17 protein-coding genes are annotated in these 19,409 nt (G+C 75.6%); 11 read left to right on the top strand and 6 right to left on the bottom strand.

Features of this window, described 5'->3' with window-relative positions; translation table 11 throughout:
* Window positions 1-2: 2 nt before the first annotated feature.
* Window positions 3-1,301, bottom strand: coding sequence for a hypothetical protein (locus ACIQFX_RS25930; RefSeq protein ID WP_402467802.1), 1,299 nt, complete (start codon window positions 1,299-1,301; stop codon window positions 3-5).
* 228 nt (window positions 1,302-1,529) lie between these two features.
* Between ACIQFX_RS25930 and ACIQFX_RS25925 the strand changes: the two genes are divergently transcribed.
* Genes ACIQFX_RS25925 through ACIQFX_RS25910 form a run of 4 tightly spaced genes read left to right on the top strand, consistent with a single transcriptional unit; the run spans window position 1,530 to window position 6,677 of the window.
* Window positions 1,530-2,363: a M55 family metallopeptidase gene (locus tag ACIQFX_RS25925; RefSeq protein WP_402467799.1), complete on the top strand. Its 834-nt coding sequence runs from the start codon at window positions 1,530-1,532 to the stop codon at window positions 2,361-2,363.
* Complete coding sequence (locus tag ACIQFX_RS25920) at window positions 2,356-3,690, top strand: M20/M25/M40 family metallo-hydrolase (protein ID WP_402467796.1); 1,335 nt, start codon at window positions 2,356-2,358, stop codon at window positions 3,688-3,690. Before ACIQFX_RS25925 ends, ACIQFX_RS25920 begins: the two co-directional genes overlap by 8 nt.
* A 33-nt stretch (window positions 3,691-3,723) precedes the next feature.
* A complete protein-coding gene (locus ACIQFX_RS25915; RefSeq protein ID WP_402467794.1) occupies window positions 3,724-5,727 on the top strand; it encodes a prolyl oligopeptidase family serine peptidase in 2,004 nt (667 codons plus the stop codon).
* Window positions 5,724-6,677 (top strand): LD-carboxypeptidase, encoded by a 954-nt coding sequence (locus tag ACIQFX_RS25910; RefSeq protein ID WP_402467791.1) that lies wholly within the window; start codon window positions 5,724-5,726, stop codon window positions 6,675-6,677. The genes ACIQFX_RS25915 and ACIQFX_RS25910 overlap by 4 nt, the downstream gene beginning before the upstream one ends.
* Window positions 6,678-6,865: 188 nt before the next feature.
* Here ACIQFX_RS25910 and ACIQFX_RS25905 read toward each other — a convergent pair whose 3' ends face one another.
* Window positions 6,866-7,954 (bottom strand): adenosine deaminase, encoded by a 1,089-nt coding sequence (locus tag ACIQFX_RS25905; RefSeq protein ID WP_376480331.1) that lies wholly within the window; start codon window positions 7,952-7,954, stop codon window positions 6,866-6,868.
* Window positions 7,955-8,196: 242 nt separating this feature from the next.
* Window positions 8,197-8,970 (bottom strand): GntR family transcriptional regulator, encoded by a 774-nt coding sequence (locus tag ACIQFX_RS25900; protein ID WP_402467786.1) that lies wholly within the window; start codon window positions 8,968-8,970, stop codon window positions 8,197-8,199.
* 193 nt (window positions 8,971-9,163) lie between these two features.
* Between ACIQFX_RS25900 and ACIQFX_RS25895 the strand changes: the two genes are divergently transcribed.
* The 3 genes from ACIQFX_RS25895 (at window position 9,164) to ACIQFX_RS25885 (ending at window position 10,553) form a co-directional block, all read left to right on the top strand.
* Window positions 9,164-9,415, top strand: coding sequence for a DUF1049 domain-containing protein (locus ACIQFX_RS25895; RefSeq protein ID WP_402467784.1), 252 nt, complete (start codon window positions 9,164-9,166; stop codon window positions 9,413-9,415).
* A complete protein-coding gene (locus ACIQFX_RS25890) occupies window positions 9,412-9,762 on the top strand; it encodes a hypothetical protein (protein ID WP_402467781.1) in 351 nt (116 codons plus the stop codon). The genes ACIQFX_RS25895 and ACIQFX_RS25890 overlap by 4 nt, the downstream gene beginning before the upstream one ends.
* A gap of 224 nt (window positions 9,763-9,986) precedes the next feature.
* Window positions 9,987-10,553, top strand: a complete 567-nt coding sequence (locus ACIQFX_RS25885) for a GNAT family N-acetyltransferase (protein ID WP_402467779.1) — start codon at window positions 9,987-9,989, stop codon at window positions 10,551-10,553.
* Here the strand turns inward: ACIQFX_RS25885 and ACIQFX_RS25880 are convergent.
* Window positions 10,541-10,873 (bottom strand): DUF6204 family protein, encoded by a 333-nt coding sequence (locus ACIQFX_RS25880; protein ID WP_376480326.1) that lies wholly within the window; start codon window positions 10,871-10,873, stop codon window positions 10,541-10,543. The genes ACIQFX_RS25885 and ACIQFX_RS25880 overlap by 13 nt on opposite strands.
* A 180-nt stretch (window positions 10,874-11,053) precedes the next feature.
* On the opposite strand from ACIQFX_RS25880, the gene ACIQFX_RS25875 reads away from it, so the two are divergent.
* Window positions 11,054-13,294, top strand: a complete 2,241-nt coding sequence (locus ACIQFX_RS25875) for a DUF5107 domain-containing protein (RefSeq protein ID WP_402467776.1) — start codon at window positions 11,054-11,056, stop codon at window positions 13,292-13,294.
* Between the two features lie 517 nt (window positions 13,295-13,811).
* Here the strand turns inward: ACIQFX_RS25875 and ACIQFX_RS25870 are convergent.
* Window positions 13,812-14,648 carry a methyltransferase domain-containing protein gene (locus ACIQFX_RS25870; RefSeq protein ID WP_402467774.1) on the bottom strand — a complete coding sequence of 279 codons (837 nt, stop codon included), beginning with the start codon at window positions 14,646-14,648 and terminating at the stop codon, window positions 13,812-13,814.
* Window positions 14,649-14,737: 89 nt separating this feature from the next.
* A complete protein-coding gene (locus ACIQFX_RS25865) occupies window positions 14,738-15,256 on the bottom strand; it encodes a GNAT family N-acetyltransferase (RefSeq protein WP_402467772.1) in 519 nt (172 codons plus the stop codon).
* 264 nt (window positions 15,257-15,520) lie between these two features.
* Here ACIQFX_RS25865 and ACIQFX_RS25860 point away from each other — a divergent pair, with 264 nt between their 5' ends.
* From ACIQFX_RS25860 to ACIQFX_RS25850, 3 genes are all read left to right on the top strand, one after another.
* Window positions 15,521-16,807: a sulfite oxidase gene (locus ACIQFX_RS25860; protein WP_402467769.1), complete on the top strand. Its 1,287-nt coding sequence runs from the start codon at window positions 15,521-15,523 to the stop codon at window positions 16,805-16,807.
* A 52-nt stretch (window positions 16,808-16,859) separates the two neighbouring features.
* A complete protein-coding gene (locus ACIQFX_RS25855) occupies window positions 16,860-18,092 on the top strand; it encodes an aminotransferase class I/II-fold pyridoxal phosphate-dependent enzyme (protein WP_402467766.1) in 1,233 nt (410 codons plus the stop codon).
* 148 nt (window positions 18,093-18,240) lie between these two features.
* The gene (locus ACIQFX_RS25850; RefSeq protein ID WP_402467763.1) at window positions 18,241-19,305 is read left to right on the top strand and encodes an MBL fold metallo-hydrolase; all 1,065 of its coding nucleotides are present in this window, start codon (window positions 18,241-18,243) and stop codon (window positions 19,303-19,305) included.
* Window positions 19,306-19,409: the final 104 nt, after the last annotated feature.

The following is a 19,409-nucleotide window of genomic DNA, read 5'->3' as shown; positions in this document are numbered from 1 at the left end:
CCTCAGGAGGCGGTCGTCGCCTTGCGCAGCGCGCTGATGCAGGTGCCGATCGCCTCCTGGAGGGCTTCGAGGCGCTGGAGCATGTCGGCCTCGTAGATGTCCTCCTCCATCACCTCGTCCAGGGTCAGCTCCTCGAAGACCTTTGTCGCCTTCTGCAGGCTGTTGTAGAACTTCGTCCGGCGTTCCTGGACGCGCAGCTCCGGATCCTCCTCGACCGCCTTGGCGACCAGGCCCTTCACCGTGTCGTACGCCTCACCGGCCCACTCGCCCGCCTCTTCCGAGTCGTCGAGCTCGTCGAGGAGCGACAGGTGCCGCTCGGCCTCGGCGCGCACCTCGGCCGGCGCCTCGACGGTCTGCCCGGCGGGCGTCCGGATCTGGCCGTTCTCGACGATCTGGCGCACGTACCCGATGCGGTCGGCCGCCTTCGCCTCGCTCGCCACCGCCTTCTTCAGGTCGTCGGTGCGCGCGATGGCCCGGGCCATCTCCGTCTGGAGCGCCGGGTCCTCCTTCATCCGGTCGAGCAGCGCGCCGCGCGCGGCCTCGGCCGTGCCCGGGTCGGCGAGGATCGCGGCCCGCAGCGCCGTCGGGTTCTCCGCGACCTCCAGGGCCTTCGTCGGCCGGATGCCCTCCGCCTCGGCCGCGGCGGTGATCGCCTGGCCGCGCACCGAGGACGCGCTGTTGCGGGAGGTGTAGTACGACAGCCAGACGTCCGCGTCGGGCAGCTCGATGTCCGCGCCCGGGACCAGGACCTCGAACTGCGGGACCAGACCGTCGTCGGCCGCCATGTCCCAGGCCTTGTAGTACCGCATGACCCGCTCCGGCGAGCACCCCGCGAGCCGGGCGAACGCCTTCGCCGAGACCTTCGTCCGCGCCGTCCCCTCGGCGGCCTGGCCGCCGGGCCGCACGCTCCGGGCCACCTTCAGCGCGAACGCCCAGCCGCCCGTCCGCGCGTACACGCCGAAGTCGTGCGCGTCGCGGACCACGACGGGGTCGTGCTCCTCGGTGTCGGTGTCGGTGTCGGCGGTGTCGTCCGCGTCCTGCTCCTGCTCCGCGTCCGCCTGCGGCTCCGGTTCCGCGTCCGCCTGCGGCTCGGGCGCCGAGGGCTCCCAGAACTCCGGCTCCTCCGCCATGACGGGCCCGACGGACTCGGCCGGCTCGGCGTGCCCGGCGGAACCGGTGTGCTCGGCGGAACCGGTGTGCCCGGCGGGCGCGAACGACTCGGACGCGGCGGAGGCGACGGGCGCGGCGGAAGCGGCGGACTCGACGGGCGCGGTTTCGGACGGGGTGAAGGCGATGGTCACCGAGAGCTCTCCGGAAGGTCGGGTGCGACAACTGCGGCCGACAGCCTATACGCACCCGTTGGCGATGTTTCGCCCCATTCGGAAGCGCCCGACGCCGGAGGACTCGGCGACGCGCACCGAAGCGCAAGGTCGTACCGTACCGCCGTCCGGAGGACGCCATTGGTCCACTCCAACGGCGGTTATCCACAGGGGTGGTAGGGCCGCCGGGCGGCGCGTACGGTGCCAGGCATGAAGATCCTCATCAGCGCCGACATGGAGGGCGCCACCGGTGTGACCTGGCCCGCCGACGTGCTGCCCGGCACGCCCCAGTGGGAGCGGTGCCGCTCGATGTTCACGTCCGACGTGAACGCGGCCGTGCTCGGCTTCTTCGACGGCGGCGCCGACGAGGTCCTGATCAACGAGGCGCACTGGTCCATGCGGAACCTGCTCCTGGAGCGGCTCGACGAGCGGGCCGAGATGCTCACCGGCCGGCACAAGTCCCTCTCGATGGTCGAGGGCGTGCAGCACGGGGACGTCGACGGCATCGCCTTCGTCGGCTACCACACGGGCGCCGGCACCGAGGGCGTCCTCGCCCACACCTACCTCGCCAACTCGATCACGGGCGTCTGGCTCGACGGTGAGCGGGCCAGCGAGGGCCTGCTCAACGCCCATGTGGTCGCGGAGTACGGCGTCCCGGTCGTCCTCGTCACCGGGGACGACCTCACCTGTGAGGACGCCCTCGGATACGCGCCCGAGGCGCCCAAGGTCGCCGTCAAGGACCACGTCTCCCGGTACGCGGCGGTGTGCCGCACCCCCGCCAGGACCGCCGCCGACATCCGGGCGGCCGCGAAGTCCGGCGCCGCGCTCGCCGTCCGGCACGAACCGGTCAGGGGCGGACCCTTCACCGTGGAGCTGGAGTTCGACGCCGAGCACCTGGGCGCCGCCGCCACGGTGGTTCCCGGCGTGGCGCGGAGCGGCGAGCGGCGCGTCGCGTACACCAGCGGGACCATGTACGAGGCAATCCGTACGTTCAAGGCGGTCACGACCATCGTCTCGGCCGCGGTGGAGGAGCAGTATGGCTGAGGAGGTCCGGGGCCCGGACACGACGGCGCTCGACGAGGTGGTCACCTTCACCTCCGAGCTCATCCGCATCGACACCACCAACCGCGGCGGCGGCGACTGCCGCGAGCGGCCCGCCGCCGAGTACGTCGCCGAACGGCTCGCCGCCGCCGGCATCGAACCCACGCTCCTGGAGCGCACCCCCGGCCGCACCAACGTCGTGGCCCGCATCCCCGGCACCGACCCCTCGGCCGAGGCGCTCCTCGTCCACGGCCACCTGGACGTCGTCCCCGCCGACCCCGCCGAATGGTCCGTGCACCCCTTCTCCGGCGAGGTCCGCGACGGCGTCGTCTGGGGGCGCGGCGCCGTCGACATGAAGAACATGGACGCGATGGTCCTGGCCGTCGTCCGCTCCTGGGCCCGCCAGGGCGTGCGGCCGCGCCGCGACATCGTCCTCGCCTACACCGCGGACGAGGAGGCCAGCGCCGAGGACGGCTCCGGGTTCCTCGCCGACCGGCACGCCGGACTCTTCGAGGGCTGCACGGAGGGCATCAGCGAATCGGGGGCCTTCAGCTTCCACCCCACGCCCGGCACCACCCTCTACCCGATCGCCGCGGGGGAGCGGGGCACCGCCTGGCTCAAGCTGACCGCCCACGGCCGGGCCGGCCACGGCTCCAAGGTGAACACGGCCAACGCGGTGACCCGCCTCGCCTCCGCCGTCGCCCGGATCGGCGCGCACACCTGGCCGGTCCGCCTCACCGCCACCGTCCGCGCCGCCCTCACCGAACTGGCCGCGCTGTACGGCATCGAGGTCGACACCGCCGCGCCCGACCTCGACGTCGACCTCCTCCTCGACAAGCTCGGACCCGCCGCCGCGCTCGTCCAGTCGACCGTCCGCAACAGCGCCAACCCGACGATGCTCGAAGCCGGTTACAAGGTCAACGTCATCCCCGGCCAGGCCGTCGCGTACATCGACGGGCGGATGCTGCCGGGCGCGGAGGAGGAGTTCGCCGCGACGATGGACCTCCTCACCGGGTCCGACGTGGAGTGGGAGTTCCACCACCGCGAAGTGCCCCTGGAGGCCCCCTTCGACTCGCCGACCTTCGCCAAGCTGAGGGCCGCCGTCGAGCGCTTCGACCCGGCCGGACACGTCGTGCCGTACACGATGTCCGGCGGCACCGACGCCAAGCAGTTCTCCCGGCTCGGGATCACCGGCTACGGCTTCTCGCCGCTCAGGCTGCCCCCGGACCTCGACTACGGCGCGCTCTTCCACGGCGTCGACGAACGCGTGCCGGTGGACGCCCTGCACTTCGGCGTCCGGGTGCTCGACCACTATCTGAAGTCCGCGTAGGACGGGGCAGGACCTGTGACAGGGGGAGTCGAGATGGAACCGACCGAGGCCGCCCACGGCAGCTGGCCGTCACCCGTCGACGCGGCGCTCACCGCCGCGCACGACGGCCGACCCGAGTACCTCGGCGCCGTCGGCGACGAACTGTGGTGGACGGCGCCCCGCCCCGCCGAGGGCGGCCGGCGCGCCCTCGTCCGGCGCCGCGCCGACGGCACCGAGGACGGCGTGCTGCCCGCCCCGTGGAACGTCCGCAGCCGGGTGATCGAGTACGGCGGCCAGCCCTGGGCCGCGGTCGCGCGCCCCGCGGACGGACCGCTCGTCGTCTTCGCCCACTTCCCCGACCAGCGGCTGTACGCGTACGAGCCCGACGCCGCGGACGGCGCGGAGCCGCGGCCCCTCACCCCCGTCTCGGCCGTCGGCGACGGACTGCGCTGGGCGGATCCGGTCGTCCGACCGGAGCTCGGCGAGGTGTGGTGCGTCCTGGAGGAGTTCACCGGGCCCGCCCCCACCGACGTGCGCAGGGTCCTCGCCGCCGTGCCGCTGGACGGATCGGCCGCCGAGGACCGCACCGCCGTGCGCGAACTCACCGACGCGCGCCACCGGTTCGTCACCGGCCCCCGGGTCTCGCCGGACGGCCGCCGGGTCGCCTGGATCGCCTGGGACCACCCCCGGATGCCCTGGGACGGCACCGAGGTCCGACTCGCCGGGATCGCCCCCGACGGCACCCTCCGGGACGCCAGGACCGTCGCGGGCGGGCCCGCCGAGTCGATCCCGCAGGTCGACTGGGACGCGGAAGGGCGACTGCTCCTCGTCAGCGACCGCACCGGCTGGTGGAACCTCTACCGGGCGGAGCTCGGCGCCGACGGCGACCTCGGCGAACCCGTCGCCCTCTGCCCCCGCGCCGAGGAGTTCGCCGGCCCGCTCTGGAAGATCGGGCTCCGCTGGTTCACGCCCCTGGACAACGGGCTGATCGCCGTCGTCCACGGCAAGGGGACCACCGCCCTCGGGATCCTCGACCCCGGCAGCGGCACCCTCGCCGACGCCCCGGGACCCTGGACCGAGTGGGCCTCGACCCTCGCCGCGCACGGCAGCCGGGTGGTCGGCGCCGCCGCCGGACCGCACACCTCCTACGAACTCGTCGAGCTGGACACCCGCACCGGCCGCACCCGCGTGGTCGGCGCCGCGCACACGGACGCCGTCGACCCCGCCTACTACCCGGAGCCCCGCCTCCGCGTCTTCACCGGCCCCGGCGGGCGGGAGATCCACGCCCAGGTCCACCCGCCCCGCCACCCCGACTTCACCGGACCCCCGGGGGAACGGCCGCCCTACGTGATCTGGGCGCACGGCGGGCCCACCGGCCACGCCCCGCTCGTCCTCGACCTGGAGATCGCCTACTTCACCTCGCGGGGCATCGGCGTCGCCGAGGTCAACTACGGCGGCTCGACCGGCTACGGACGGGAGTACCGGGAGCGACTGCGCGAGCAGTGGGGCGTCGTGGACGTCGAGGACTGCGCCGCCGTGGCGGCGGCGCTCGCCGCCGAGGGCACGGCCGACCCGGCCCGGCTCGCCGTGCGGGGCGGCAGCGCCGGCGGCTGGACGGCGGCGGCCTCCCTCACGGGCACGGACGTCTACGCCTGCGGAACGATCATCTACCCCGTCCTCGACCTGCGCGCCTGGGCGACCGGCGAGACCCACGACTTCGAGTCCCAGTACCTCCACGGCCTGGTCGGACCGCTCGACCGGGTACCGGCCCGCTACAAGGAACGCTCACCCGTCGAGCACGTCGACCGGGTCACCGCCCCCTTCCTGCTGCTCCAGGGGCTCGACGACGTCATCTGCCCGCCCGCCCAGGCCGAGCGCTTCCTCGCCCGCGCGGCCGGCCGGGGCGTCCCGCACGCGTACCTCGCCTTCGAGGGGGAGGGGCACGGCTTCCGCAGGGCCGACACGATCACCCGGTCCCTGGAAGCCGAACTCGACCTGTACGTAAGGACCTTCGGCATCGAGCGCACGGACGTGCCGGCCCTGGAGTACCGCACATGAGCACCACGACCCCGCATGCCGCCGCCGAACCGCCGGTCCGGGCCGAGCGGCTCCGCCCCGGGGCCCGGGTCGCCGTCGTCGCCCCCAGCGGGCCCATCCCCGAGGAACGACTCGACGCGGGGCTCGCCATCCTGCGCGGCTGGGACCTCGACCCCGTCGTCGCCCCGCACGTCCTGGACGCCCACCCCACCCTCGGACACCTCGCCGGCGAGGACCCGGCACGGGCCCGCGACCTCACCGAGGCCTGGTGCGACCCCTCCGTCTCCGCCGTGATCTGCGCGCGCGGCGGTTACGGCGCCCAGCGCATGGTCGACCTCGTCGACTGGCCTGCGATCAGGGCGGCCGGGCCCAAGGTGTTCGTCGGCTACAGCGACGTCACCGCCCTCCACGAGGCCTTCGCCGTCCGTGCCGGCTTCGCCACCCTGCACGGCCCGATGGTCGCCGCCGCCACGTTCCTCGCGGACCTGCGCACCCAGGAGTCCCTGCGCGCCACCCTGTTCGAGCCGGAGTCGGTCCGGACGCTCGGCCTGGAGACGGCGCGGGCCCTGGTGCCCGGTCGCGCCCACGGCGTCACCCTCGGCGGCTGCGCCAGCCTCCTCGCCGCCGACCTCGCCACCCCGCACGCCCGTCCCTCGGCACGCGGCGGGCTGCTGCTCCTGGAGGACGTGGGCGAGGATCCGTACCGGCTCGACCGGGTCCTCACCCAGCTCGTCCGCTCCGGCTGGCTCGACGGCGTCGCGGGCGTCGCCCTCGGCTCCTGGGTGGACTGCGGCCCCTACGAGGACGTGCGCGCCGTCCTCGCCGACCGCCTCGGCGGGCTCGGCGTCCCGGTCGTCGAGGAGCTGGGCTTCGGCCACAGCACCACGGCACTCACCGTGCCGCTCGGCGTGCCCGCGGTCCTCGACGCGGAGGCGGGCACCCTGACCCTGGACGTACCGGCACTGCACTGAACGGCCGGTCGGCGCCCGGTCGAGCGGTCCGACCGGGCGCCGCCCTCCCTTGCGACCGGTACCGCCCACTCGGCCCGGCGCCGCCGTCTCCGGCGGCCCGGCCGGCCTGCGGGACCGGCCGGGTGCCGTACGGGCGCCGTACGGGTGCCGTCCGGGCCGCAACCCGGCGGGAATCGTTCAGACAGGCCCTAGAGCGCCGCGTACCCCGGGCGGACGACCTCGTCGATCAGCCGCCGGCGGTCCGGCAGCGGGAGGAACGCGGCGTCGAGGGCGGCGACGGTGAACTCCTCGAAGACCTCGGGGCCGTACCCGAAGGCGTCCACCATGTGCTGGAACTCCTCGCTCATGGTGGTGCCGGAGACCAGGCGGTTGTCGGTGTTCAGCGTGATGCGGAAGCCGAGGCGGCGGAGCTCGTCGATCGGGTGCGAGGCGTAGTCCTTCGCCGCGCCCGTCTGGAGGTTGGAGGTGGGGCAGACCTCCAGGGCGATGCGGTTGTCGCGGACGTACGAGGCCAGCCGGCCCAGGGTGCCGTCCTCGGCGATGTCGTCCGTGATCCGGACGCCGTGGCCGATCCGCTCGGTGCCGCAGACCTGCACGGCCTCGTGGATCGACTCCGCGCCGACGGCCTCGCCCGCGTGGATGGTGAAGTGGCAGTTCTCCCGCTTCAGGTGCTGGAAGGCGGGGAGGTGGCGGGCCGGCGGGTTGCCGATCTCGCCGCCGGCTATGTCGAAGCCGGCCACGCCGTTGTCGCGGTGCGCGACCGTGAGGCGCGCGATCTCCAGCGACCGGTCCGTGTGGCGCATGCCGGTGAGCAGCGTACGGACGGTGATCCGGCCGCCGGAGCGGCGCTCGCCCTCGCGGAAACCGTCGTTGACCGCCTCGACGACCTCGTCGAGGGTCAGCCCGCCCTCCAGGTGCTGTTCGGGGGCGTAGCGGATCTCGGCGTAGACGACGCCGTCCGCCGCCAGGTCCTCGGCGCACTCGGCCGCGATGCGCGCCAGCGCCTCGCGGGTCTGCATCACCGCGCAGGTGTGGGCGAACGTCTCCAGGTACCGCTCCAGCGAACCGGAGTCGGCGGCGTCCCGGAACCACACCGCGAGCGCGGCCGGGTCCTCGGTCGGCAGCGCGGTGTAGCCGCACTCGCGGGCCAGCTCGACGATGGTCGCGGGGCGCAGCCCGCCGTCGAGGTGGTCGTGGAGGACGGCCTTGGGGGCCCGGCGGATCCACTCGGAAACGGCGGGGGCGGCAGGCGTGGCGGAGTTGTCAGACAAGTGCATGGCCGGGAAGTGTACGCCACGCCCGGGACGGGTGCTGTGACGGCGACGACGGGCGACCGGCGCGCGACGCGCCGGGGGCCCCGCAGGGGCCCGGGGAACCGTTCGGCGGAGCTCGCCCTCGACCCGTCGGCCGGTGGTCGGTGGAGCCTGCCCTCTACCTGTCGGCCGGTGGTCGGTGGAGCCTGCCCTCTACCTGTCGGCCGGTGGTCGGTGGAGCCTGCCCTCGACCCGTCGGCCGGTGGTCAGTGGGACTGCAGCACCGGCAGTGCGGGCGCGCCCGTGGGGAGCATGTGCTTGGCGGCCAGGACGGGCGTCTCGCCGACCCGCACGACCTGGGTGACCAGGACCGCGGGCGTGTCCGCGGGGCGGCCGAGCTGCTCGCCGCGCCGGCGCCCGAGCAGGGTGGCCGTGATGCCGCTGTGTGCGCTCAGGGCCGTCTCGCGGGAGGCGCCGACGAGGACCGAGAGCATGGAGACGGCGTGGCCGGGCCCGGCAGCCGCGGGGGGTTCGGGGTCAGCCGCCCGCAGCGCGCGGGCGAAGTCGGGGTGGACCCGGGCGAGCAGGTCGTCCGGCGCCGCCCACTCGTGGCTGAGGGCCGCCGCCGTGCCCTCTCCTGTCAGCACCGACTCCCAGAAGCGCAGCTCGGCGCGGGCCGGGGCGAGCAGGTGCTGGGTGGTGAAGTCGGTCGGCTCCTCGACGGTGCGCAGCAGCGCCCTCACGCGCAGCGGCGCACCGGCGCCGATGAGCTCCTCCAGCGGCTGGACGTGCTCGAAGCCGCGCCGCGGCGGTCGGTCGTTGACCGTGCGGCCGACCCCGCGGCGCACGGTCAGGACGCCGTCCTCCTGGAGCAGCAGGAGCGCCTCGCGCAGGGCCGGCCGGCTCACGCCCAGCTCGGCGGCGAGCTTCGGTTCGGAGGGGAGTGTCGAGCCCGGAGGGTAGGTGCCGTCGTGGACGGCGTCCGCGATCCGCTCGTAGAGCGCCACGACCGGTCGCCGCCGCTGTCCGCTGACCGCCACGGCCCCTCCTCGTCTCGTCCCGGCCGCCTGGTCCCCGCCGGTGTCCGGCACCCACGGTAGCGGCCCACGTTGTCTGACAGGTCACCCGTACGGCTCCTCCCACCGGCCCGGTGGGGCTCCGCTCGGCCCATTCTGGACCCACGGCGGTCGCCCGGATACGACCGACGGCACGAGCGGAGGAGAGGGGCCGGGCATGAGTCCCAAGGAGACGCCACGGGCAGCGCACGGGGGCACGTCCCGGTTCAGCGGAGCCTTCACCCCGGGCCGGATCGCGATGATCGCGGTCGCGGTCCTCACCCTGGTCTTCATTTTCGAGAACACCCGCGAGGTCAAGATCCGACTCCTGATCCCCGAAGTGACCATGCCGCTGTACGGGGCCCTGCTCGCGACCGCCCTCCTCGGCGCCGCCTGCGGTTACTACACCGCCGCCCGGAGGCGGAAGTGAAGCGGGCCGCCGCCGTGGGCGCGGGAGCGCTCCTCGCGCTCGCGGCCCTCGCCGCCGGCTCGGCCGGGGAGGCCGCCGCCCCCGGTGACGACGCCGGGGCGCGCCCGATGCCGGACTTCCTGGGCCGCGGGCTCTGGCGGGTCTTCACCCGCCTCCCGCGCCGGACCAGGCTCGACGTCCACGACGTGAGCGGACGCGACCGGCGGGTGCTCTGGCCGCCGAGCTGGCAGGTCTGCACCCAGTACCCGTCGGCCGGCACGGGCCTCGACCGCCGCACCACGGTCATGATCGGCGTCGTCCGCAGGGGCGAGAGCTGCCCCCCGCGCGTCCAGAGCGCCCGCCGCTGAGCCCGCTGCGCCGCGCGCGGACGGCCGACCCCGGACACCGCAGAAGCCGTGCGCGGACGGCCGGGCCCCGGACGCCCACGCGCGCGCCGGCCCCGTACGTCGCACCCGTACGTCCACCCGTACGCCGTACCCGGACACCGCACCGGGAGGCCGCACCCGCGCGCCACGCCCTGTTCCGACCTCGGTCCGCCCGTGATCCGCCGGACAGGCCCTAGCCTGGCCCCATGTCCGACGATCACGGCCGGTACCTCGCGGCGGGGCCCCGCGTGGGCCTGCGCGCCTTCTCGCACGACGACGCGGGGGAGTTCACCGCGCGTGCCCGGGAGAGCCGGGAGCTGCACCGCCCCTGGCTGTTCCCGCCGTGCACGGCGGAGGCGTACGCCGCGTACGCGGGTGTGCTCCTGGGGGACCCGGCGCGCGCCGGGTTCCTGGTGTGCGAGCGGGAGGACGGCGGCCGGATCGCCGGGTTCGTCAACATCAACAACATCGTCCGCGGCGCCTTCCGCAGCGGGGCGCTCGGCTACGGCGCCTTCGCGCACGCCGCCGGGCGCGGACTGCTCACCGAGGCGCTCGGGGTGCTCCTGGCGTACGCCTTCGGGCCGCTGGAGCTGCACCGCCTGGAGGCGAACATCCAGCCGGGCAACACTGCCTCCCGCGCGCTCGTCCGCCGCGCGGGCTTCCGCCTGGAGGGGTTCTCGCCGGCGATGCTGTTCATCGACGGCGCCTGGCGGGACCACGAACGCTGGGCGATCACGGCCCCGGAACCCACGGGCGCGGCTCAGCGCTTGTAGTTGATCTTCATCGTGTCGAGGTCCGTCACGGTGGAGCGCAGTGGCCCGTGCGCGTGGCCGAGCTCCTTGAGCGCGGTCTCCACCCGGTCCTCGGCGAGGGCCCCCGCCATCTCGTCGCCGTCCGCCGCGTCGGAGACGACGACCAGACGGTACGAGAAGTGCTTCAGCGTCCGGTCGTAGGCGAGCGAGCCCTCCTCGGTGAACTGCATCGCGGTCAGCCCGTGCGCATCGACCTCGGCGAGCAGCCGGGTGCGGCTCTCCTCCGACAGACCGTCGAACGTGCCGCGCACGATGACCCGGTAGGTGTGCTGCGTGCCCATTCCTCGTACTCCCTGTGCCCTGGTTCCCTCGGCCGCCGGGGCGGCGCCGACCCGCCACAGTACGGCGGCGGGCGCCCGGACCGCCGGGAATATCCGGGCCGCCGGCGCCGCCGCTCCTTTGCCGAAGCCTGACGCGGAGAACCCCTGGTCACGGCCGACGCCGACGTGTTCCATGGGGCAATGACGACCGTACGACGTGCCGTACTGACGCTGCCCGCGGCCCCGTTGGGCCCGGACAACCCGCTGCCCGCCCTGCGCCCCCACGACGGGACGCACGCGGTCGACGCGCACACCCTCGCGTCCCTGCCGCGCGACATGGCCCGAGGCATCGGGCGCGACCCCCTGCGCAGCCTGCTGCCCGCGCCGGTGCGCGACGGCTACGGGCGCGAGCGCACCCCCGCGGACCTCGACACGATCGTGATCGAGAACGACCGGCTCCGGGTGACCGTGCTGCCCGGCCTCGGCGGCCGCGTCCACTCCCTGCACCACAAGCCCACCGGGCGCGAACTCCTCTACCGCAACCCGGTGTTCCAGCCCGCGGCGTTCGCGCTCAACGGCGCCTGGTACTCCGGCGGCATCGAGTGGAACATCGGCGCCACCGGCCACACCGCCCTGTCCTGCTCGCCCCTCCACGCCGCGACCGTCCCCGCCCCCGACGGCGGCCCGATGCTCCGCCTCTGGGAGTGGGAACGACTGCGCGACCTCCCCTTCCAGGTCGACCTCTGGCTCCCGGAGGGCTCCGACTTCCTGTACGCCGGGATCCGCGTCCGCAACCCCCACGAGCACACCGCCCCCGTCTACTGGTGGTCGAACACCGCCGTGCCCGAGGACCGCCGTGTCCTCGTCCCCGCCGACGCGGCCTGGCACCACGGCTACGACCGCGGCCTGCGCCGGGTCCCCGTACCCGTCACCGAGGACGGCACCGACCGTTCGTACCCGCTGAACGGCGCGCACGCCGCCGACTGGTTCTACGACCTGCCCGACGGGCAGCGCCGCTGGATCGCGGCCCTCGACGGCGACGGCACCGGCCTCGTCCACACCTCCACCGACCCGCTGCGCGGCCGCAAGCTCTTCCTCTGGGGAGCGGAGCGCGGCGGCCGCCGCTGGCAGGAGTGGCTGACCGAGCCCGGCACCCCCGGCTACGCCGAGATCCAGGCCGGACTCGCCCGCACCCAGCTGGAGCACCTGGAGCTCGCGGGCGGCGCCGAGTTCAGCTGGCTGGAGGCGTACGGGCCGCTGGCCGCCGATCCCGCCACGGCCCTCGGCGCCGACTGGGCCGCGGCTCGCACCGAGGTCGAGGGCGCCCTCGCCGCGGCGCTGCCCCGCGCCTCGGTCGACGCCGCCCACGCGGCCTGGCGGGAGGGCGCCGCCGACACCGCGCCGGAGACGCCCCTCGCGACCGGCTCCGGCTGGGGCGCGCTCGAAGTGCTGCGCGGGCGCTACGAGTTGCCGGGCACCCCGTTCCCCGAGTCGACGATCGGGCCCGACCAGGAGCCCTGGCGCGTGCTGCTGCGCACCGGCGTCCTGCCGGCCCCGGCGAAGGGCGCCGCGCCCGGCCCGCCGCTGGTCGCCGCCCCGTGGCGGGACATGCTGGAGACCGCCCCCGCCGACCCGTCCACCGAGTACCACCTCGGCATCGCCCAGTGGCACGCCGGTGACCGCGCCCAGGCGGTACGGAGCTGGGAGCGCGGCCTGCGGGACGCCGAGGTCCGCTGGCCCCTGCTGTACTGCCTGGCCGTCGCCGACCGCGAGGACGGCCACCCCGCGCGGGCCGCCGACCGGTTCACGGAGGCCTTCGCCGAGCACGCCGAGGCCTTCGGTGCCGGGACCGGGGCCGGGGCCGCCGGCCTGGCGGGTGCCGGGCCGCAGGACACGGGCCACGTGGAGACGTGGCTCGCGGACACCGGGACCCCGCACACCGGGACCCCGTACACCCCCCGGACTCCGTACTCGCGGACCCCGTACGACCGGCCCGTGGCCGCGCGGTCGCTGGACGCCGGGCCTTCGGGCGCCGGGTATGTGGACTCCGGACACTCGGACGCCCCGCACTCGGACGCCGGGCACCCAGGTGCCGGGCACTCCGGTGCGGGCCTCGTTTCGCGGGCCGGCGAAGGGCTCGCGGTGGCCGCGGCGCTCGGGCGCGAGGCGATCGGCGCGCTGCTCGCCGCCGGACGGCCCGGCACGGCGGGGGAGGTGTGGGCGAGGCTCCCGGAGGAGGTCCGGGGCAGGGGCGCGTTCCGCCTCCTGGAGGCGCGGATCCTGCTCGCGGAGGGCCGGACGGGCGAGGCCCGCGCCGTCTTCGACGCGGGCTTCGAGGTCGCCGACCTGCGCGAGGGCGCCGAGGTCCTGGGCGAGCTGTGGGCGGAGCTCACGGACGAACCCCTGCCGGACGCCTACGAGTTCAGGATGCGCCCGAGCTGACGCACGGGCCGGGGGCGGCGGTACGGTGGGGCCGTGCGGCGCGCGCCGCGGAGGGACGGGAGGTCCGGAGATGACGTCCTGGGCGACGGCCGAATGCCGGTGCGGCCACCCGCGCTTCCGCCACGACGCGCCCCGGTTCTCCGGTGCCTGCGCCGCGTGCCTGTGCGGCGGGTTCGAGCTGCCGCCGCCGGCGGCCGGCTCCGCGGACCCCGCGCCCGCCCCGCCGGAGCCGGACCGCACCCCGCATCCGGACTCCCCCCTTCCAGGACCCTGACTGCCTCGGATTCCACGACTTCTTCCGGGACTGAGGCGGTCCGGTCGTTCCGGGACCCGTCCGTTCGGGCCGTTCCGGAATCCTGGAGGCCCGGAGTCGGGGCGGCCCGGTCCGGAGTCGGGGCGGTCCGGTCCGGAGTCGGGGCGGTCCGGTCCGGAGTCGGGGCGGTCCGGTCCGGGACCGAGGCGGTCCGGTCGTTCAGGGGTCTGGTCGACGGCCCGGCCCGGACCCCTCGCGGGGGCGTCAGGAGACCCGGCACAGGATCTCGCCGTGCGGGACCATGAACCAGGCGTCCTCCTGCTCGCCCCACTCGCGCCAGGCCTCGCCGATCGCCGCCAGTTCGGCGGCGGTCGCGTGGCCGCCGGACACGGCCAGTTCGGCGTAGACGGACGCGGTCGTACGGTCCGCCCACAGGCCGCTCCACCAGGCCCGCTCGTCCGGGGTGGCGAAGCACCAGGTGCCGGCCGTCGTCGTGACGTCGGTGAAGCCGGCCTGCCGGGCCCAGGAGAACAGCCGCCGACCCGCGTCCGGTTCGCCGCCGTTGGCGCGCGCGACGCGGTGGTACAGGTCCAGCCATCCGTCCAGCGCGGGTCGTTCGGGGTACCAGGCGAAGGCCCCGTAGTCGCTGTCGCGGGCCGCGACGACGCCGCCGGGTCGGCACACCCGCCGCATCTCGCGCAGCGCCTGGACCGGGTCGCCGACGTGCTGCAGCACCTGGTGGGCGTGGACGACGTCGAAGGAGTCGTCGGGGAAGTCCAGCGCGTGGACGTCGGCCACGGCGAACTCGACCTTCTCCAGGCCGCGTTCGGCGGTCACGGCGCGGGCCTTCTCCAGGACGTCGTCGGCCGCGTCGACCGCCGTCACGCGGCCGGGCGCCACCAGTGCGGCCAGGTCGGCGGTGATGGTGCCGGGGCCGCAGCCCACGTCCAGGACGTCCAGGCCGGCACGCAGTTCCGGCAGCAGGTAGGCCGCCGAGTTGGCGGCGGTGCGCCAGGTGTGCGAGCGCAGGACGGACTCGTGGTGGCCGTGGGTGTAGACCGCGGTCTCGTGGGCCGCGGACGGTGCGGAGGCGTGCGTCATGGATGCGACTCCCTCGGTGTGGGTGCGTGTCACCACCGTAAGCGCGTGGCCGGATATTGAGATGGGCGTCTTGAAATGTGGACGGCACCTCAAGTGAACAGGGCCCGCCGGTAACGCAGTTCGTCGAGCACCACGCCACCGGTCTCCTCGCGGACGACCTCGCCGTCCGGCCGCCAGCCCGCCGCCTCGTAGAACCTCCGGCCCCGCTCGTTCCCCGCGAACACCCACAGGGCCGCCTCGCGGAACCCGTCCGCCACGAGCGCCTCGACCGACGCCGAGAGCAGCGCCCGCCCGACGCCCGTGCCCCACACCTCCGGCAGGGCGTACAGCGCGGCGAGCTCCGCCGCCGTCCCGGCGGGCAGGTCCTCGTCCGGCCAGGCGCGGAAGCACGAGAAGGCGACGGGCCGCCCGTCCGCGCCCGTGCTCAGCAGCACGGTGGGCCGGTCCGGCGCCGTCAGCCGGGCCCGCCACACGGTGGAACGCTCCTCGACGTCGAGGGCGTCCAGGTACGCGGCGGGCAGCAGGTCGCGGTAGGCGGCCCGCCAGGACCGGACGTGCACGGCGGCGAGCGCGGCCGCGTCCTCGGGAAGTGCTTCGCGTATCGGCATGCGCCATTGTCGGCCCGGGGGAGGGCCGACCGCTCACGATTTCCCGCCCCCCCGCCCCCCGCCCCCGCCCGCCCCCGACGCCCGCCCGGACGCCCGCCCCGACGGGCGGGCGGCCGTCGTCCGCGGTGGTTTCCGACGGACGGCCCGACCTGGCGAATCCGTGTATGACAGGAATGTGAACGGGCCGTGCGGGCCCGGCCCGCGCCCCTAGGATCGGCGCGCCGCCGCCCGGCGGTCCGCCCCTCCCACGTGCCGAGGAGTCCCGTGCCGTACTCGCCCGCGCCCGCCCGCCGCTCCCTGCTGAAGCTGATCGCGGCGGGCCCGGCGGTCTCCGCAGTCGGCGGGATCGCCGCCGCCGCACCCGCGCGCGCCGCGACCGTGCCGGCACCCGCCAGGCCCGCGGCGGCCTCCGCCGCACCCGCCGCGCCGGTCGCCACCGCCCCCGGGATCGTCAAGGCCCTCCCGGCCGAGCACTTCACCGTCCGGGGCACCAACGCCGAGGCGCGGTACGACGCCCTCGGCGACACCGGCCTGCTCACCCCCGCCGACCGCTTCTTCGTCCGCAACCACACCAGCACCCCGGTGCTCGACGCCGACGACTGGCGGCTGACCCTCTGGGGTGACGGCCTCCACGGCCGGAGCCCCGTCCACTTCACCTACGGCCGGCTGCGCGACCTGCCCTCCGTCACCCGGACGGCCCTGATCGAGTGCGCCGGAAACGGCCGCAGCCTCTACACCAGCCAGCAGGGCGAGCCGGTCACCGGCACCTCCTGGACCCTCGGCGCCGTCGGAGCCGCCCGCTGGCGCGGCGTCCGCCTCTCCGACGTGCTGCGGCGCGCCGGGATCGCCCGCGACGCCGTCGACCTCCAGCCGCGAGGCCTCGACGACCCGTACGTCTCCGGCGGCGTCGATTACGGCCGGGTGCGGCGCCCGCTGCCGGTCGCCAAGGCCTTCGACGACGTGATCCTCGCGTACGAGATGAACGGCGAACCGCTCCCGTACGACCACGGCTACCCGGTCCGGCTCGTCGTCCCCGGCTGGGTGGGCATCGCGTCCGTCAAGTGGCTCGGCGACATCGAGGTCTCCACCCGCCCGCTCGACTCGCCGTGGTCCACCGACTGGTACCGCCTCTTCGGCCCCGCGCACCCGGCCGGCGGCAGCGCCCCGATCAGCCGCCAGACCCTCAAGTCCGCCTACCAGCTGCCCTTCGGCGCCACCCTGGAGTCCGGCCGTGTCCACCGGCTCACCGGACGCGCCTGGTCCGCCCTCGCGCCCGTGCGGACCGTCGAGGTCTCCACCGACGGCGGCGCCCACTGGCGCCACGCCCGGCTCCTCGACACCCCCCGCAAGGACGGCTGGGTCCGCTGGACCGTGCCGTGGCGCCCGCACACCACCGGACCCGTCACCCTGCTCTCCCGTACCACCGACGCCGCCGGCAACACCCAGCCCGAGCGGGCCGTCCACAACACCCAGGGGTACCTCTTCAACGCGGTCGTACGTCACCCGATCACCGTCGTCCGAAGCGGCGGAACCGCCCGAACCTTCGTATAAAGGGCACGGGGGTGCCTGCCCGGCGCCCCCGTGCGCTCAGGAGGTACGGGACATGCGGCAGACGGCTCCGGAAGGCCGCGGCCCGGTGCGTTACGGCCCTCCCGCGCCCGACACGGGCCTGCCCGTCCTGCCCGGACTCGCCGCCCTCCTCGCCGCGGCCGCCGCCCGGACGGCCGCCGAGCCGCCCGGCGGCGGACCCGTCCTCCGGGAGGCCGCCGCCGGCTACTGGTGGCGCCGCGGCCTGCGCACCCACCCCGAGGACGTGGTCGCCGCCCCCGGAGCCCCCGCCCTCCTCCTCGCCCTGCTCGCCGCCCACGGCGGCGACCTCCTGATGCCCCGGCCCTGCCCCGCCTGGTGGACCCCGCAGGCCCGGCTCCTCGGCCGTCCGGCGTACCACGTGCCCACCCCCGCCGAGTGCGGCGGCGTGCCCGACCCGTACGCCCTCCTGGAGACCGTCCGGCGCGTCCGCGCCGAAGGCGGCGACCCCCGGGTCCTGCTGCTCTCGATCGCCGACGACCCCACCGCCACCGTCGCCCCGCCCGAGATCGTCCGCGAGGCCTGCGAGGCCGCCGTCGCCGAGGGACTGCACGTCATCAGCGACGAGACCTGGCGCGATACCCTCCACCACCCCCACGACACCGTGCTTCTCGGCCCCGCCGAGATGTGCCCCGACGACGTCACCGTCCTCAGCGACCTCGGCGGCGCCCTCACCCCGGCCGCCTGGCCCTGCGCCGTCGCCCGCTTCCCGCCCACGGACCCCTCGCGCGCCGACCGCTGGACCGATCGCAGGGCCCGCGTCCTCGACGTGCTCACCGTCCTCGGGGCCGTCGTCCCCGGCCCGGTGGCCCCCGCCGCCGCGCACGCCCTCGACGAACCCGAGGACGTCACCGTACGGGCCCGGCACGCCGCCGCCGTCCACGGGCGGCTCGCCGCGGCCGCGCACCGCACCGTCCTCGCCGCCGGCGCCCTCGCCAGGCCCCCGCAGGCCGGCCGCCACCTCTACGCCGACCTCGGGCCGCTCCGCCCCGGCCTCGCCGCCCGCGGCGTCACCGACTCCCTGGACCTGGAGAGCCACCTCACCGCACGGCTCGGCGCCCCCGTCCCCGGCGGCCACCGCTTCGGCGACGAACCCGGCGCCCTCCGCGTCAGGTTCGGCACCGTCATGTTCCTGGGCACCACCGAGGCCGAACGCGCCGAGACCCTCGACGCCCGCGACCCCCTCGACCTGCCCCATGTGGCCCGGAAACTAGCCGAGTTCGGAGGAGCCCTGGAGGAACTCCGGTGACGGCCCGCCCGAGCGGCGCCCGACCGGACCTCGAACCGCGCACCCCGCACTGGTACGTGGCACCCCGCACGCCGCACCGCCGGAACCCCGCCCCCCGCCCCCCGCACCGGCGACGCCCCGCCCGAGCCGCGCAGAACGGAGCCCGCAGATGACCGAACGGACGGCGCATCCCGCCCGGGCCGGACAGTCCGCGCCCCACCTCGATCCCGGCAAGGCCCCCGCACCCGCCCCCGCCTCGGCCCCCACCCCGGTGCTCCAGCCCGTCGGCCGGCTGCGCCACGACTGGCCCCGCACCTTCGTCGACCGGCTCACCGCGCCCCTCCCCGGCGTCCGCGCCCTCGCGCGCCTCGCCCGCGAAGGCGCCGTACGCCCCCGCCCCGAAGGGCTCCGCGACACCCCCCTGCTGCCCTTCGAACCCGGCCCGCTGCCGCCCGCGGGCCCCGACACGCTCGCCGTCACCTGGGCGGGGCACGCCAGTTGGGTCCTGCGCATCGGCGGGCTCACCGTCCTCACCGACCCGGTCTGGTCCCGGCGCATCTTCGGCACCCCGGCCCGGCTCACCCCCGTCGGCGTCCGCTGGGAGGACCTCCCGGCCGTCGACGCCGTCGTCATCAGCCACAACCACTTCGACCACCTCGACGCCCCCACCCTCCGACGGCTGCCCCGCCACACCCCCGTCTTCGTCCCTGCCGGACTCGGCCGCTGGTTCGCCCGCCGGGGGTTCCACCGCGTCACCGAACTCGACTGGTGGGAAGCGGCCGAACTCGACGGCGTCCGCTTCGACTTCGTCCCGGCCCACCACTGGTCCAAGCGCACCCTCCTCGACACCTGCCGCTCCCTCTGGGGCGGCTGGGTGCTCACCGACCGCTCCGGGCGCCGCGTCCACTTCGCCGGCGACACCGGATACGGCCACTGGTTCGCCGAGATCGGCCGCCGCTACCCCGGGATCGACCTGGCGCTGCTCCCCATCGGCGCGTACGACCCGCGCTGGTGGCTCAGCGACGTCCACACCGACCCCGAGGAAGCGGTCCGCGCCCACCAGGACCTCGGCGCACGCCGCATGGCCCCCATGCACTGGGCGACCTTCGTCCTCTCCTCCGAGCCCGTCCTCGAACCCCTCACCCGCGTCAGGGCCGCCTGGGAGAAGGCCGGGCTGCCCCGCGAGGAACTCTGGGACCTGCCGGTCGGCGGCTCACGGGTGCTCGTGCCCTGAAACGCCTTTCCCGGAGGGGCCGTTCCCGGTGACGCCGTTCCCCGGCACGTCGTTCCCGGGCGCGCCGCCGCTCCTCCCGGACCCGTTCCCCGGGGCGCGTCCCC

This window comes from Streptomyces sp. NPDC093089, assembly GCF_044754405.1.
Taxonomy (GTDB): Bacteria; Actinomycetota; Actinomycetes; order Streptomycetales; family Streptomycetaceae; genus Streptomyces.
Note: the sequence above shows the minus strand (reverse complement) of the source record. Positions and strands in the feature narration are given on the sequence as shown.